We start from the raw sequence: 13,493 nt of genomic DNA on the forward strand, positions 1-13,493 counted from the left end.
TTGTTTTCGTTCATTACAATAATCTTTGTGTGCCTGTGATACTTTCGTCATTTCTAAACGAATTAGGAGGTAAATTATGAGCTCTTCTGCACAAAAATCAACCGTGCTGCAGCGGTCACTGAATTGGATTGAACGAGTTGGGAATAAGCTTCCCCATCCGGTTACTCTGTTCGCCATTCTCGCCGCGCTTGTATTGGTATTGTCTGCCGTCCTTTCTGCTGCCGGCCTGCAGGTAGAATCTCCGGGAGAAGAAGGAGAAACGGTTCAGGTAACCAATCTGCTTTCATCGAGCGGAATCGAATACATATTCACCAGCATGGTGGACAACTTTATTAACTTTGCCCCACTCGGAGTGGTGCTTGCTACCATGATCGGTATCGGCATTGCGGAGCGCACCGGACTTATCAGCGTGCTGCTTCGCGGTTTTATCCTGTCTATCCCAAAATCTTTAATTACCTTTGGTCTTGTTTTTGCCGGTATTATGTCAAGTGTCGCCTCCGACGCCGGCTACGTAGTTCTTCCGCCTCTAGGTGCTATTCTGTTTGCCGCACTCGGGAGGCACCCGCTCGCAGGCCTTGCTGCTGCCTTCGCCGGGGTTTCGGCAGGCTTCAGTGCCAACCTCCTGCTTTCCGGTACCGATGTCCTGCTCGGTGAGTTGACAATCCAGGCGGCGTCCACCATCGATCCGGCCTACGCCGAACAGATGAATTTGGCGATGAATTACTACTTCATTTTCGTCTCCACATTTTTCCTGGCTGTCATCGGTACACTTGTGAGTCAGTTCGTCGTCGAACCGCGGCTCGGAGAATACAAGGGCGACTACCGGGAGAGCCTCACTTCATTAACGGGAACGGAAAAGAAAGGAATCTTCTGGTCGATGGGTTCAGCGCTTCTGACCATTATTCTGCTTGCTCTGCTCATTGTTCCATCTAATGCTCCGCTTCGCGGTGAAGGAGGGGCCGTCGTTCAGTCACCGTTTATGGACTCCCTCGTTGTCGTCATTATTATAGCCTTTTTCATTCCCGGGCTTGTATACGGTATTGTGACAAAAAGTATTAGAAACGATACGGATGTCGCCAATCAGCTTTCTGATACGATGGCTAGCATGGGCATGTTCATTCTGCTCGCATTCACAGCCGGACAGTTTGTTGCTTATTTTGAAGAAACCAATCTTGGAACGTTTATGGCTGTGTACGGCGCGGATTTTTTACAGTCAATTAATCTTACCGGCATTCCTTTAATTTTAGTATTCGTATTAATTGTCGGTTTCATCAACCTGTTTATCGGAAGTGCCTCTGCCAAATGGGCAATACTCGCGCCTGTATTCGTTCCGATTATGATGCAGCTTGGCTATTCGCCGGAACTGACGCAGATGGCATACCGTGTGGCAGATTCATCCACCAACATTATTACGCCGCTGATGACTTATTTTGCGATTATTATCGCGTTTGCCCAGCAGTATGACAAAAACATGCGCATCGGGTCCCTGATAGCAGTTATGCTTCCGTATTCCGTCGCATTCCTCCTGTTCTGGTCCCTGCTGCTTGTCGTATGGATGCTCACTGGCATTCCGCTCGGTCCAAACGGTCCGATTGAATACAACGGCTAAACGTTTAAAAGCAGGAGCTCCGGCTCCTGCTTTTTTATGCTACTCCAAATGTGTAATTCGGTTGATGTATTGAATAGAAGCACGTTCTTTTCGAAAGTGAATCCGGGATACTCCTGTATTGTCGATACGCATGGAACGCTGGAGCGATACCCAGTTGTCTTTGGCCAGTAAATACATAAAGAAGATCGTAATAAATCCTCCGTGCGAAACGACAGCAATCTGATCCTTGTCCTTCCATTCCTCGGTCAGCTTATAATACAGCCACGCACACCGCTCGGTCAGATCGTTTTTTGTTTCTGCCCCTTCCACTTCAGCAGTTAAAAGATCCCTTCCGATAAGATCCGGGAATTCGTTTTGAATCACGTCTCTCGCCTTTCCTTCAAGCACGCCTAGATGTACTTCGCGAAGCCGCTCGTCGGTGGATACGCCCACCGGCTGAAATTCTGCCATTGCCTCCGCGGTCGCAGAAGCCCTCATTAAATCACTTGCAATTACAGCGTCAAACTGAATACTGCGAAAGTAACTGCCAAGCGCTTCTGCCTGCGTCTGTCCATGCGGGGTTAATGGATAATCCATCGACCCCTGCAGCACCTGGGCATAGTTTCCTTCTGATTCCCCATGCCGGATAAAGTAAACATCAGGCATTATTCATCCTTCCAATCCGGCTGAAACTGACGGCATTTAACCCGCAGCTGCTCCACCATTTCTTCGAGTCTCTTCATTTCCAATTCGGAGCCTTCTTCAGGATCAATGTTATCCACCATTGTCGAAAGCAGATGCAGACGCTGTTTTATATACTGAAGCTGCTGATTCTTATCGTGTACTGGGGTGCTCATGACGCTCCTCCTTTTTTCTTTTCTTCTTTGAATATATCAATACGGTTCCAGCCGCCAAAAATATAATAGCTGACCGCAATTACAGCGCTGATCACGAAGCTGAGGCCTATGCCGAGCGCAATTCCGTTTTCCCCTATTCTTTCGGAAAAGAACCAGGCAAGCGGAAAACGAAGCACCCAGAAAGAAATAATATTCAGGGCAAGCACCTGGATCATTGCCCCAGAACTGCGCACAATACCGTTCAGCACGAAATTTATCCCTAAAAACGGATAAAAGAAAGCAACAATCTGCAGATACGTTTTACCGTATTGAATGGTGGCTTCGTCATTTACAAACAGCCCCATCAAAAATTCAGCCAGTAAAAAGACAGCGGTGCTCATCGTGATTGAAACGATTAAAATTAAAATTAACGCATTTTTCGCAATTGAGCTGATACGGTCCCAGCGGTTCGCTCCGATATTCTGTCCAGCCATACTTGTAATAGCAGAACCGAGCGTAGTTGCCGGAAGCATAATCAGGCTGTCCAGCCGCTGGGCTGCCCCGTATCCCGAGAGAACCACAGAGCCAAACGACGTTACCACTGTCATAATCGCCAGCTGCCCGCCGGAAATAGCCATCATCGACAGTCCTGCCGGCAGACCCAGTTTCATTATACGCTGAAATTCTGCTTTTTCGGGGATGCTTGGCACTGCGAATGGAAGTCCCTTCACAAGAATCATATAGACGACTCCGAATACAAACGCGCTTCCCTGGGAGATAACCGTCGCAATTGCCGCTCCCTGAATGCCCATATCAAAGCCTGAAATAAACAGCGGATCGAGAAAGATATTCAGCCCGACAGCCATCATTATAAAGCGAAGCGGGGTTTTACTGTCGCCGACAGCCCGCAGAACAGTACCTATAAAATTATAGCCAAATAAAAAGACAATGCCGATAAAGTTAATGCGTAAGTATATGACTGCACTTTCCAGGATGTCCGGCGGTGTCCCCATCCACGTCAAAACGGTTGGAGCTGCAAAAAAACCTATCGTTCCGAGAATAATTGCAAGCGTCCCTAAAACGGATACAAAAGCATTCAGAGAACGCTTCAGACCCTCATCATCATCCGCTCCCACCCTCTGGGAAAGCACTGTTAATGTTGCACTGTTAATTCCTATAATAAAGGAAAGCACAGAAAATAAAATCGTAGCAGCCAGTGAAACCGCACCCAGGGCGCTCGCGCCGATTAAGTTACCGACCCACAGGCTGTCCACGATTTGATAAGAGCTTTGAAGCAGGTTCCCAATAAAAATCGGAAAGGCGAATATCACCATTTTCTTCATGATACTGCCTTCCGTGAAGTCTAGCTGGTTACGTCCGGCATTTGCCATACTTTTCTCTCCAATTCTTTTCCAAGACCTCTTGCACTGTTAGTCGGAAAGAAGTTCGAATGTTTCTGTAACCGCAATGCTGTCTTTTACTGACTGGACCATCGAACAGTTTTTCTTCGTCCATTCCATGTTTTTTTGCATCTGAGCTTCTGTTACGTTTTCTGCTTTTACGATAAAATGCAGATGAACAGCAGTTATTTTATTTGCCTGCTTTTCATCCCGTTCCACCTCTGCCTCAATTTGAATATCATGCACTGTCTGGTGTCTTTTATTCATTATTTTGCGCAGCACTCCGCCGCTGCAAACAGCAATCGAAGAAGTCATCAGCTGAAAAGGGCGGAAGCCATACTCTTCTTCCCCGGACACAGACAGCTCTCCGTAGTCTGTTCTTGTTTGAAATCCTCCGTCAGTCATCGAAAACTTCATTCTATTCACCTCTTCAATAGTATCCTTCGTGTTGTATCTTATCTAAATATAAGCCTATCTCCAAACAAAAGGTATTATATCAAAAACTGAGGGATTTTGTGCGGAGACCTAAAAGCCTGAAGCTGTTTTATTCACGAAAAAAGCAGCTGCTATAATGATAGCAGCTGCCTCAGCCGTACTGTTTAGCGTACGTTTTCAGGATAAATTTCATTTAGGATTTCATGCGTTGGAGTAGAAATCAAGTTTTTATTAATGACTTCTTCCACTCTTCCACCCATGTTATCTTCCAGGTCTTTAGCATATTCTTTATCGCCGATAATATATGCTGTATCAAGACCGCGGTTTTTCATCTGTTTGTTGATGACAGGAGCCAGGCTCTTGTACCAGCGGTGGCGATTTTCTTCAAAACGCTGCTGAACTTTATCCACTTGTGTAGAACCTGCAGCCGTACGGTCAGCTGATGCTGTACCTTTATACTCCTGCCAGTCCTCGCTGTCCACGTCCCAGTGGAACTGCATTTCTTCGCGGATTTTGCCCATCGAGGTATCGATCAGGTAAACATCCTGCTTGTTTGTAAGAAGAATCGCTGTAGGCGGGAAAGTTTTTTCCAGTTTTTCGAGCTGCTCGGTCTGCGGCGTTGGCTCCCACATTACTTCTGTCTCCACCGGCACCTGGAAAATGTCTGCTTCCCAAGTAGATCCGTCGCCGGATGCAAAGATAATAACACTCTTCTGCAGATCAGAACGATGGTCCTCAATGTATTTTTCGATATCATCGGTAATTTTTTTGATCGCATTTTTTTCATCTTTTGTTTCGCTCTTGTCTGCGTACTGCTTTAAGCCGTTAACAGCCTTTTTGTATTTAATCTTCCATTCTTCACTAGGCTGGCCGCCTTCACCAATATCGGTGTTCAAATAAAAGGACACAAAACCATATTCATCCTCTTTATTTTTTAGCTGTTTTAAATTGTTCGTAATTCCCATTGTCTGTTGCCCCTTTCCGTGACTGTGTTAACTATTCAATTACCATTCTACAAAGTGTATTTCCTTCGAACAGGAACGGTAAACGTCAAATACAATAATATTTTCAAACCAATAAAAAAAAGCAGGTTCAAATGAAAGAACCTGCCTTTTTTATTAAGAGGACTGGGTGTTGTCAGCACTCTGCAGCTGGCCTGAGCTGTTGTTTGAAGAGCTGCTTTCAATAGCAGTACTTTCTTCTTTTAGCTCTTTTAATTCACCAGTAGTTTCAAGCGTCGTCGTTTTTGCTTTCATCAATGTTTCTTTCAGACTGTTCACCCGGTTGACGATTTCCTGGATATCTGTGCTTGCTGACTGGAGCAGCTCAGAATAATAATTTGACGTTTCTCTTAATGTAGAAATGACTGATTCCCTGTTCTCTGAAAGAAACTGGGATGTGTTGTTCAGTGTGGAAGCTGTTTGTTTCGTGCCCTCTACAATAGGGGAACGGGTTTTACGTGTACTGAGCAAAACAATAACGGAGACGACGCCTCCAAGAATTAAACCAATTTTGAGTGCTGTGTTTCCATTTTCCTCTGCCATCACTATCCATCCTTTCGACTCTGCATATATTATTACCTATACCACATTTTACATGAATTTATTCTTTTTTACTTTATCTTATCAAAAAAAATCTACCTATCAGGAAACTATTGTGCTTTTGATCACATTTTCATGATTTTATGGTTTGTCAAACGAGTAATATAGGGTAAACTAATTGTCAGCAGGAGTATAATAGAAAGAAAGGAAGATGTCCGCATGAGAAAACCACAGAGACTTTCATTTGAAGACTTAATGGAAGCAAATAAAAATGAACTCAAGGGCAACAAACAGGCACTTGATTCTATAGACCGCAGGCTTGACGAAAAAAAATCCAAAGAAGTCTATGTCCGCCCGGCCACTAAAAAACGAGCCAATTAATAGCGCTGCAAGGATGGCACCCCTCCAGATATTTCTATGCCATCCTTATATATTGCCTCTTTTAATTTTTGGAATTTTTCGTTAAATAAATCCGTAAGCATACTTTCCTGCAATAAAAAAACCGCCTTTCGGCGGCTTTTTCCTCTGTATTTTACAGATCGGAGTCTTCGAGAATCCGTTCAATTTCTTCTTTATGACCGGTCTCATCAGAAATAAGGTCTTCAAGTTTGTTTTGAAGCTCGATCATGTTCAGCTCTTCTGCCTGCTGGGCGCGTTTTGTGTAGCGCTCAATTGTGTCTGCTTCAGCGTCACGCGCTGCTTCAAGCATTTCGCGCACCTGGAATGTCTGCTTCACGTCAGCAGGCTTTGTAGTCGGTGTACCGCCAAGTGTACGAATTTTAGAAGCCAGGTATTGAGCGTGGCCCTGCTCGTCACCGATTTCATCTTCAAACAGTGGTCTGAGCATTGGTGTGTGAATGCCGGAAACCACAGCTGCATAGTTTGTATACATAATAGCTGCTGCATATTCGTGTGCTAAGTCGACGTTAAGTCCATCGATTAATTCCTGTACTTTAGGATCGTTTTCTCTTACGCGTTCCATGAATAAATTCCTCCTGTCGTCTGTTTAGTGCAATTGATGTTTTCTCATAGTTGCAGCCTTCCAAAGTATATTTTACCCTTTTTCAGGCTGAAAAAACCTCTTTTTTATTTGAACAGGTATAGATATTCGCTGTAACCCTGCTCTTCAAGCTCATTAACTGGGATAAATTTAAGGGCAGCCGAATTGATACAATACCGTAAACCTGTTGGTTCAGGCCCGTCCGGAAATACGTGTCCAAGGTGGGAATCTGCTTCGTCACTGCGGACTTCCGTTCTTCTCATCCCTAAAGAATCGTCAAAGCTTTCTTTAACTTCGCTTTCCTTTAAAGGCATGGTAAAGCTTGGCCATCCGCAGTTGGAATCGAATTTATCCTTTGAACTGAACAAAGGCTCTCCGGAAACTACGTCTACATACAGGCCTTCCTCTTTATGGTTCCAGTATTCATTTTCAAAGGGGCGCTCGGTGGCATCATTTTGAGTTACTTCATACTGTATCGGGGTTAACCGCTGTTTCAGTTCTTCTGTACTGTATTTCTTATTGGTGCTCATTCTGCTCACTCCAGTAATTGTTTATAAATCCTTCACGGCCGGAGCCCTTCCGGTACATCATATAGTGAAAACGATTTTTGTGATGATAATCCTGGTGATATTCTTCGGCCGGATAAAATACCCCGGCTTCCCTGATTCTCGTTACCACAGGTTTTTCAAACGGGCCATTTTCATCAAGCTCCTGTTTGGAGGCTTCAGCAAGCCTGCGCTGTTCTTCATCGTGGTAGAAAATATTCGTCGTATAGGATTCCCCGCGGTCATTAAACTGACCACCCGGATCTGTAGGGTCAATCTGGCGCCAGAATATTTCAAGCAGCCGTTCATAAGATACCACCGATGGGTCATATTTCATTTGAATAGCTTCTACGTGACCGGTAGTTTCTGAACATACTTCCCGGTACGTCGGATTTTCTGTATGACCTCCGGTATATCCCGACATAATATCGTAGACACCTTCCTCCTGTTCAAAAGGGCCCACCATACACCAGAAACATCCCCCGGCAAAGGTGGCAAGCTTCGTACTTTGTTCTTCTGCCATAATATTCACCCCAATCTCTCATGTACTGTTAATTATAACATTTCTTCATTTGATTTCCTGTTTATGTGCTCACCCTGAATCTTCTTCCGTTCATCTCATTCAATAACAAAAGGCCAGCTCTACGGCCGGCCTCTCGGTCTTATTTTGCTAATTGTTTCAGAGATTCGCGGTTAAATGCAGGGATGTCATCCGGCTCACGGCTTGTAACCAGGTTGTTGCAAACGACTACTTCTTCATCATGAAGCTTCGCTTTCGCATACTCCATATCTGTCTGAATGGATTTAAATCCTGTCGCATTACGGCCTTCGAGCGCTTTTGCTGTAATAAGCAGCTGCGGACCGTGGCAGATTGCAAATACCGGCTTATCATGATCCATGAAGTATTTGGCGAAATCCACGAATCGCTGATCGCCGCGAAGCTGATCCGGAGAAAATCCTCCTGGAATAAGAAGAGCATCAAAATCTTCCGGCTTCACGTCTTCAATAGAAGCGTCGACGGTTACTTTCGCTTCTCCCTGTTTACCGGTAACGGTTTTGCCTTTCTCATTTTCGATTACGGTAAGTTCATGACCTTCTTTTTCGAATGCTTCTTTCGGGTCTGTGAATTCCACATCTTCAAAAAGATCTGTAAGGACTACTGCTATTTTACTCATCATATATCACCTTTCCTGGATATAATCTTTAGTCACACAGATAAGTTTACCCAAGTCCCTGCTCATTCTAAACCTGGCGGCCGTTTATTTTAAACCGGTCGGCAATCCGGCGCATCGAAGCGGCCTTTTCTTCAAATGACGGGGTCATTCCTACAGTCATAATTTCTTCAGCACCATAAGCTTTTTCCAGCCATTTGAGCTTTTCCTCCACCTGATCTATCGTTCCAACCGCGTTATGATACCGGTTTTTTTGAAACATGTCTTTTTCTTCATCCATATACGTAACGTCTTTAATCATTTCATACGACGGTATACCGAGCAGTCCGAGTCCCTTAGCCGTCACGGAGGAAACGTAATCACTTACCGCCCTCCATTCTTCCGCCTGCTGTTCGGACTCTGCTGCGAGCGCCGAAACCGCCAGCATAAAATAAGGAGCCGGACAGATGCTCGAGGGCTGAAAATGTTCATGATAATAATCAGCTGCCTGAAAGCCTTCATCCGGATTGATAAAATGAGCGAAGCAAAACGGCAGGCCGTTTTCTGCCGCTGTTTTAGCACTGTCCCGGCTTGAGCCTAGAATCCAGACTGCCGGATTCACCTGAGCCCGGGGCGTTACCGGAGCGTAGTCATACAGCCCTTCGTATTTATTGCCTTCCGGGGATAAAAAAGTTAGCAGCTCTTTCAGCTGTTCAGGATACCTCGCTGCATTCCTTGACCCTCCTTCGTGAAGCGCCCTTGTAACGTTTGGCATGGCTCCCGGAGCCCTGCCCAGACCGAGATCAATACGATCTCTGTAGAGCGAAGCGAGCACTTCAAATACCTCCGCTACTTTAAAGGCACTGTAATGCGGGAGCAGTACTGCACCGGAGCCAACTTTTATACGTTTTGTGCATGCAGCCAGATGGGCAATTAATACTTCCGGAGCGCTCCCGGCTATGTGCTTTGTGCCGTGATGCTCAGAGACCCAGAACCGGTGGTAGCCGAGCTCTTCAGCGATACGGGCGTATTCCCCGGTCCAGGCGAATGTTTTTTCCGGCGTTTCTCCGTAGGGCATGATGGATTGATCGAGTATACTCAGTTTCACGGTTTCCCTTCTTTCTTTACTTGCGCTGATAATCCGCTTTAATTTCTCCCCAGTTTTTTGTATCCCATTTATAAATTGGATTCTTCCACGTATGCTCCTTCAGCCATTTTTCTGCCTGGCGGATCTCCTCCCAGATTTCCCGGCTGTCCGCGTCTTCAAAAAGCGTCGAATTCGCTTTTTTCTTTTCCACCCAGCCAATGGCTGTCGCCGAGTCCGAATATACAGGTATTCCGCTCTCCTTTTCTTTTAAGTACCGGAGCGCGTGCACGATCCCTAGAAATTCCGCCATATTGTTTGTGCCTTTTTTAAACCCGGGATGGGCAAACACAATTTCTTCCGTTTTCGTATAGACGCCCCGGTATTCTACCGGTCCCGGGTTGCCGTGGGAGCCGGCGTCTACAGAAATACTTTCCATTATGTAGCTGCCATTTTCAGCTTCAGGTTTTCCTCCGGAGCCGTTAAAAGCTGCCTCTGCTTCTTCATATGAAGGAAACGACTTAAATTTCGCTCCTTTGAACCCCTTGACCTGCTTTTCACATTCAGCCCAGGTGCTGTAAATTCCAGGATTTTTTCCTTTCCATACTACATACCATTTCTTTTTCGCCATTTGTCTCTCTCCCCAGGAAAAAAGAACGTCCCCAACCAGCAGAGACGTCCAATTTCTTATTCTTCTTTTGCTGAAAAGCGCTGGAATACCGTATCCTTCTGCACCGGATAGCGCTCAAATCCGCACAAATTATTAATGATTGTTTGATTTCTTACAACGGATAAAGATAAATTCGTCGCAGCTGTGCCGTGCGAATGATCGATATTTGTGAGCATGTATATATGATTATCACGGCCGTCCTTAAACTGAAGTCGATAATAATCATCAATCATGTAATGGTCCGCGTCTTCCTTTTCCACAAGCTCTCCGTAATTCTGAATCCACTCCGGGACGCTCGGCTGAAAACCGGTGGCAAGCACGACTTTATCCGAAAAGCAGCGGAACGTTTTATCCTGCTGCCATTGACGGAGCTTCAACTGATAGCCCCCCTCCACCGACTGAATATCCGACAGCTCAGTGGCAGCCTGGAGCACAACATTTGGATCTTCCCGTTCGATAGAACGATGATAAAGAAGATCGTATATTTTTTCAAGCGTAGGCTGCTCGATGCCCTTTCTCGCATGGTCGAGCTCCGGAAGTGTCTCGAGCCTTGTTTTAATATCGAGTGACCGGAAATATTCAACAAAATCCGTTGAAAAAATCTCGCGGGCGACCTTCGCGTCCTCGGCCTGGAAAAACTGGGGGGAGCGGGTAAACCAGTTCAGCTTATAATGAAAATGCTTCTGATCCTGCAGGAGGTCATGGAAAATTTCTGCTGCGCTCTGTCCGGAGCCAACAACGGTGACCTCGTCTCCACTCTTCAGCTCCTCCTTGCGAAAAGAATAATCGGCCGCATGATAAATCTCATCACTCTGCTGCCTTTCAATATTAGGAGGAAGCATCGGTGCTGCTCCTGTTCCCACTGCCACATTTTTTGTATAAAAATATTCCTTTTCCCCGCTGCCCGTATTTTCCGTTGTAATTTTGTAGCAGGACACTCCGTCCCAGCTGCTGTCAGCAACCTCAAGCACCCTCTGCCCGAAAAGGCAGTACGGAAGCTGGGCAGCCACCCACTTTCCGTACGAGTCGTATTCTCTTCTTGGCACCTTCAGCTGCTTGTTAAAAAAGAACTGAAACATGCGGTTATGCTTATGCAAATAATTTAACAGCGTAAAACGGCTCGTCGGATCGGCAAAAGTTACCAGGTCAGCAAGAAAGGAAGAATTCAGCACTGTACCTTCGAGCAGCATTCCCGGATGCCAGGCAAATTCATCCTTTTCATCTAAGAACACGGCTTCTATATCGTCCACTGGTTCAAGCAGGGCGGCCATGCCAAGATTAAACGGCCCAAGCCCGATTCCTGCTATATCATAAAGTTTGTTTTCCAACCTGATCACCTCTAAATTAAGTACTTCCGGCTTCAATCAAAAAGTCCAGCAATTCCGCTGGACTTCCATTCCGTATTGAAAGGCTGCCGGAAACCTTTGTCTCTATACGAATTTCCAACTTTGTAATCAAGTTCTATTTTCCCTTCCTCTGTTAATATTAATCACTTAATATAATTACAATTAAATGAATTTCCTTTTAGGACGGAAAAACAGCTGCACAAACAGAATCAATGCAGCCACAGCCGCCGTCCATGCTACCAGATTTACTTCCTGCCAGCGCTGCACAAAAATACCGGTAAACGCCCATACAAATACCAGCGTATATAAAACATCGCCCGTTTTTCTATAAAACAAAATCACAGCAGCAGAAGCTGCAGTAATCGCAAGAGCAGTCCACCAGCTGCCGTCGATAATCCATCCGCGTACACCACTCGCTGTAAGTACAACACCGATGTTCGTAATAGAGGCGACTGTAACCCAGCCAAAATATACACTGATTGGTATCAGCAGAAGCCCCCGGCGCGGGCTCGTTTTAATTTTCATATAGATAGCACCCAGGCTGAGCCACAGGCCCAGAATAGCCGCCATCGTCCCGTAAAATATTTCATAATGAAATAAGAAAAGCCACAGAACGTTAAATATACAGGATAGGATAAATGTATAACCGATGCCTGCATATATATGCTCTTCCGTCGGTTTTGCGAAAAAAGCACGCAGCACCCACAAGATCATCAGCAGATAAATAACGCCCCATATCGAAAAAACATAGCCTGCAGGGGTGAATAGTACATTGAGGCTGTCCGAGATGCTGCCGGTAGTCTGGCCGTTTAACGGCAGAGCGTTGGCAAGCCCGTTGACAGCAATGACTACCGCCAGTGCGAAAGCATTCAGGAGCTTAAGCTTCATAGAAGGAATGGAAAACATAAACAACCACCTTTGATTAAAAGACCTGGGGGCAGCTTCTTCAGCTGCCTATATATTCTATGTTCATTTTAAAAAAATCCTCCGGTCAAAATTGGCCGGAGGATTATGGAGTTTCTTTTTAGTTGATTTCTGCCGGTCTTGGCCCTTTACGTGCGCCTTTATCCAGACGATTAATGGTCGCCATATCTTCATCCTCAAGCGCAAAGTCAAACACATCGATGTTGCTTTCAATGCGTTCCGGTGTCACTGATTTCGGAATGATGATCGTATCATTTTGCAGATGCCAGCGCAGAACGATCTGGGCCGGATTTTTCCCGTGCTTTTCTGCAATGTTTTGAATGTGTTCATCACCAAGCACTTCTCCGCCCTGCATGATAGGGCTCCATGCTTCCACATAAATGTTTTTCTTTTTGCAGTAATCCTTTAATTCATTCTGGGCCAAGTAAGGATGGCATTCCACCTGGTTTAATACCGGCTTCACTGTGCATTCGTTTAAAATTCTTTCCAGGTGCTCCACCTCAAAATTACTTACGCCGATGGCTTTTACTTTGCCGTCTTCGTAAAGCTTTTCAAGCGCCTGGTACGTTTCTACGTAATCGTCATTTGCCGGCGTCGGCCAGTGAATCAGATATAAATCCACATAATCGAGTCCCAGGCGTTCCAGGCTGGCGTCAAATGCCTGCAGCGTATTTTCGTAGCCGTGATCAGAGTTCCATACCTTTGTCGTAATAAAGAGATCTTCTCTCGGAATTTCGCTCGCTTTAATCGCACGGCCGACTCCTTCTTCATTTTTGTAGATCATTGCCGTATCGATAGAACGATAGCCGGAGTTCAGCGCGTGAGTAACAGCCCGTTCAGCTTCATCATCACTTACCTGAAAAACACCGAAGCCAAGCTGAGGCATTTGCAGCTGATTGTTTAAAGTTACGTAATCCATATTGTATACCTTCTTTCTGTATATGCTGTGACTATTACTGTATACCCGCTGTTC

Annotated in this window: 17 protein-coding genes; 2 read left to right on the forward strand and 15 right to left on the reverse strand. The window is 45.5% G+C overall.

Annotated features, from left to right (window positions below):
* The first annotated feature begins 76 nt into the window (after nucleotides 1-76).
* Nucleotides 77-1,609, forward strand: a complete 1,533-nt coding sequence (locus tag ACTRXF_RS08445; protein WP_474278673.1) for an AbgT family transporter — start codon at nucleotides 77-79, stop codon at nucleotides 1,607-1,609.
* 39 nt (nucleotides 1,610-1,648) lie between these two features.
* Here ACTRXF_RS08445 and ACTRXF_RS08450 read toward each other — a convergent pair whose 3' ends face one another.
* The 6 genes from ACTRXF_RS08450 to ACTRXF_RS08475 form a co-directional block, all read right to left on the reverse strand.
* The gene (locus ACTRXF_RS08450) at nucleotides 1,649-2,254 is read right to left on the reverse strand and encodes a histidine phosphatase family protein (RefSeq protein ID WP_474278675.1); all 606 of its coding nucleotides are present in this window, start codon (nucleotides 2,252-2,254) and stop codon (nucleotides 1,649-1,651) included.
* Nucleotides 2,254-2,445: an SE1561 family protein gene (locus ACTRXF_RS08455; RefSeq protein ID WP_474263541.1), complete on the reverse strand. Its 192-nt coding sequence runs from the start codon at nucleotides 2,443-2,445 to the stop codon at nucleotides 2,254-2,256. Before ACTRXF_RS08455 ends, ACTRXF_RS08450 begins: the two co-directional genes overlap by 1 nt.
* A complete protein-coding gene (locus ACTRXF_RS08460) occupies nucleotides 2,442-3,815 on the reverse strand; it encodes an MATE family efflux transporter (RefSeq protein ID WP_474278677.1) in 1,374 nt (457 codons plus the stop codon). The genes ACTRXF_RS08455 and ACTRXF_RS08460 overlap by 4 nt, the downstream gene beginning before the upstream one ends.
* Nucleotides 3,816-3,854: 39 nt before the next feature.
* Entirely contained in the window at nucleotides 3,855-4,241 is a 387-nt protein-coding gene (locus tag ACTRXF_RS08465) for an OsmC family protein (RefSeq protein WP_322525977.1), read from the reverse strand.
* A gap of 182 nt (nucleotides 4,242-4,423) precedes the next feature.
* Nucleotides 4,424-5,224, reverse strand: a complete 801-nt coding sequence (locus ACTRXF_RS08470) for a VLRF1 family aeRF1-type release factor (protein ID WP_474263534.1) — start codon at nucleotides 5,222-5,224, stop codon at nucleotides 4,424-4,426.
* A 153-nt stretch (nucleotides 5,225-5,377) separates the two neighbouring features.
* On the reverse strand, nucleotides 5,378-5,803 hold the full coding sequence (locus ACTRXF_RS08475) for a hypothetical protein (RefSeq protein ID WP_474263532.1): 426 nt from the start codon (nucleotides 5,801-5,803) through the stop codon (nucleotides 5,378-5,380).
* A gap of 216 nt (nucleotides 5,804-6,019) precedes the next feature.
* Here ACTRXF_RS08475 and ACTRXF_RS08480 point away from each other — a divergent pair, with 216 nt between their 5' ends.
* Nucleotides 6,020-6,181: an FbpB family small basic protein gene (locus tag ACTRXF_RS08480; RefSeq protein ID WP_474263530.1), complete on the forward strand. Its 162-nt coding sequence runs from the start codon at nucleotides 6,020-6,022 to the stop codon at nucleotides 6,179-6,181.
* Nucleotides 6,182-6,332: 151 nt separating this feature from the next.
* Here ACTRXF_RS08480 and ACTRXF_RS08485 read toward each other — a convergent pair whose 3' ends face one another.
* From ACTRXF_RS08485 to ACTRXF_RS08525, 9 genes are all read right to left on the reverse strand, one after another.
* Complete coding sequence (locus ACTRXF_RS08485; RefSeq protein WP_322525980.1) at nucleotides 6,333-6,782, reverse strand: ferritin-like domain-containing protein; 450 nt, start codon at nucleotides 6,780-6,782, stop codon at nucleotides 6,333-6,335.
* Between the two features lie 104 nt (nucleotides 6,783-6,886).
* On the reverse strand, nucleotides 6,887-7,330 hold the full coding sequence (gene msrB, locus ACTRXF_RS08490) for a peptide-methionine (R)-S-oxide reductase MsrB (protein ID WP_474263528.1): 444 nt from the start codon (nucleotides 7,328-7,330) through the stop codon (nucleotides 6,887-6,889).
* A complete protein-coding gene (gene msrA, locus ACTRXF_RS08495; RefSeq protein ID WP_474263525.1) occupies nucleotides 7,317-7,868 on the reverse strand; it encodes a peptide-methionine (S)-S-oxide reductase MsrA in 552 nt (183 codons plus the stop codon). The genes msrB and msrA overlap by 14 nt, the downstream gene beginning before the upstream one ends.
* A gap of 139 nt (nucleotides 7,869-8,007) precedes the next feature.
* Entirely contained in the window at nucleotides 8,008-8,523 is a 516-nt protein-coding gene (locus ACTRXF_RS08500; protein WP_322525983.1) for a type 1 glutamine amidotransferase domain-containing protein, read from the reverse strand.
* Between the two features lie 64 nt (nucleotides 8,524-8,587).
* Complete coding sequence (locus ACTRXF_RS08505) at nucleotides 8,588-9,604, reverse strand: LLM class flavin-dependent oxidoreductase (RefSeq protein WP_474278679.1); 1,017 nt, start codon at nucleotides 9,602-9,604, stop codon at nucleotides 8,588-8,590.
* 16 nt (nucleotides 9,605-9,620) lie between these two features.
* Nucleotides 9,621-10,211 (reverse strand): ribonuclease H1 domain-containing protein, encoded by a 591-nt coding sequence (locus ACTRXF_RS08510; protein WP_474263521.1) that lies wholly within the window; start codon nucleotides 10,209-10,211, stop codon nucleotides 9,621-9,623.
* A 56-nt stretch (nucleotides 10,212-10,267) separates the two neighbouring features.
* Nucleotides 10,268-11,578, reverse strand: coding sequence for a lysine N(6)-hydroxylase/L-ornithine N(5)-oxygenase family protein (locus tag ACTRXF_RS08515; RefSeq protein WP_474263519.1), 1,311 nt, complete (start codon nucleotides 11,576-11,578; stop codon nucleotides 10,268-10,270).
* 180 nt (nucleotides 11,579-11,758) lie between these two features.
* The gene (locus tag ACTRXF_RS08520; RefSeq protein ID WP_474263517.1) at nucleotides 11,759-12,502 is read right to left on the reverse strand and encodes a TspO/MBR family protein; all 744 of its coding nucleotides are present in this window, start codon (nucleotides 12,500-12,502) and stop codon (nucleotides 11,759-11,761) included.
* Nucleotides 12,503-12,620: 118 nt separating this feature from the next.
* On the reverse strand, nucleotides 12,621-13,439 hold the full coding sequence (locus ACTRXF_RS08525) for an aldo/keto reductase (protein WP_474263514.1): 819 nt from the start codon (nucleotides 13,437-13,439) through the stop codon (nucleotides 12,621-12,623).
* Nucleotides 13,440-13,493: the final 54 nt, after the last annotated feature.

The organism is Marinococcus sp. LNHM3E3-2.2 (genome assembly GCF_056034385.1).

What these genes read in the sequence shown, in the direction of transcription:
- ACTRXF_RS08445 (WP_474278673.1), top strand. Translation starts at nt 77, where the DNA reads ATGAGCTCTTCTGCACAAAAATCAACCGTGCTGCAGCGGTCACTGAAT.
- ACTRXF_RS08450 (WP_474278675.1), bottom strand. Translation starts at nt 2,254, where the DNA reads ATGCCTGATGTTTACTTTATCCGGCATGGGGAATCAGAAGGAAACTAT.
- ACTRXF_RS08455 (WP_474263541.1), bottom strand. Translation starts at nt 2,445, where the DNA reads ATGAGCACCCCAGTACACGATAAGAATCAGCAGCTTCAGTATATAAAA.
- ACTRXF_RS08460 (WP_474278677.1), bottom strand. Translation starts at nt 3,815, where the DNA reads ATGGCAAATGCCGGACGTAACCAGCTAGACTTCACGGAAGGCAGTATC.
- ACTRXF_RS08465 (WP_322525977.1), bottom strand. Translation starts at nt 4,241, where the DNA reads ATGAAGTTTTCGATGACTGACGGAGGATTTCAAACAAGAACAGACTAC.
- ACTRXF_RS08470 (WP_474263534.1), bottom strand. Translation starts at nt 5,224, where the DNA reads ATGGGAATTACGAACAATTTAAAACAGCTAAAAAATAAAGAGGATGAA.
- ACTRXF_RS08475 (WP_474263532.1), bottom strand. Translation starts at nt 5,803, where the DNA reads ATGGCAGAGGAAAATGGAAACACAGCACTCAAAATTGGTTTAATTCTT.
- ACTRXF_RS08480 (WP_474263530.1), top strand. Translation starts at nt 6,020, where the DNA reads ATGAGAAAACCACAGAGACTTTCATTTGAAGACTTAATGGAAGCAAAT.
- ACTRXF_RS08485 (WP_322525980.1), bottom strand. Translation starts at nt 6,782, where the DNA reads ATGGAACGCGTAAGAGAAAACGATCCTAAAGTACAGGAATTAATCGAT.
- msrB (WP_474263528.1), bottom strand. Translation starts at nt 7,330, where the DNA reads ATGAGCACCAATAAGAAATACAGTACAGAAGAACTGAAACAGCGGTTA.
- msrA (WP_474263525.1), bottom strand. Translation starts at nt 7,868, where the DNA reads ATGGCAGAAGAACAAAGTACGAAGCTTGCCACCTTTGCCGGGGGATGT.
- ACTRXF_RS08500 (WP_322525983.1), bottom strand. Translation starts at nt 8,523, where the DNA reads ATGATGAGTAAAATAGCAGTAGTCCTTACAGATCTTTTTGAAGATGTG.
- ACTRXF_RS08510 (WP_474263521.1), bottom strand. Translation starts at nt 10,211, where the DNA reads ATGGCGAAAAAGAAATGGTATGTAGTATGGAAAGGAAAAAATCCTGGA.
- ACTRXF_RS08520 (WP_474263517.1), bottom strand. Translation starts at nt 12,502, where the DNA reads ATGTTTTCCATTCCTTCTATGAAGCTTAAGCTCCTGAATGCTTTCGCA.
- ACTRXF_RS08525 (WP_474263514.1), bottom strand. Translation starts at nt 13,439, where the DNA reads ATGGATTACGTAACTTTAAACAATCAGCTGCAAATGCCTCAGCTTGGC.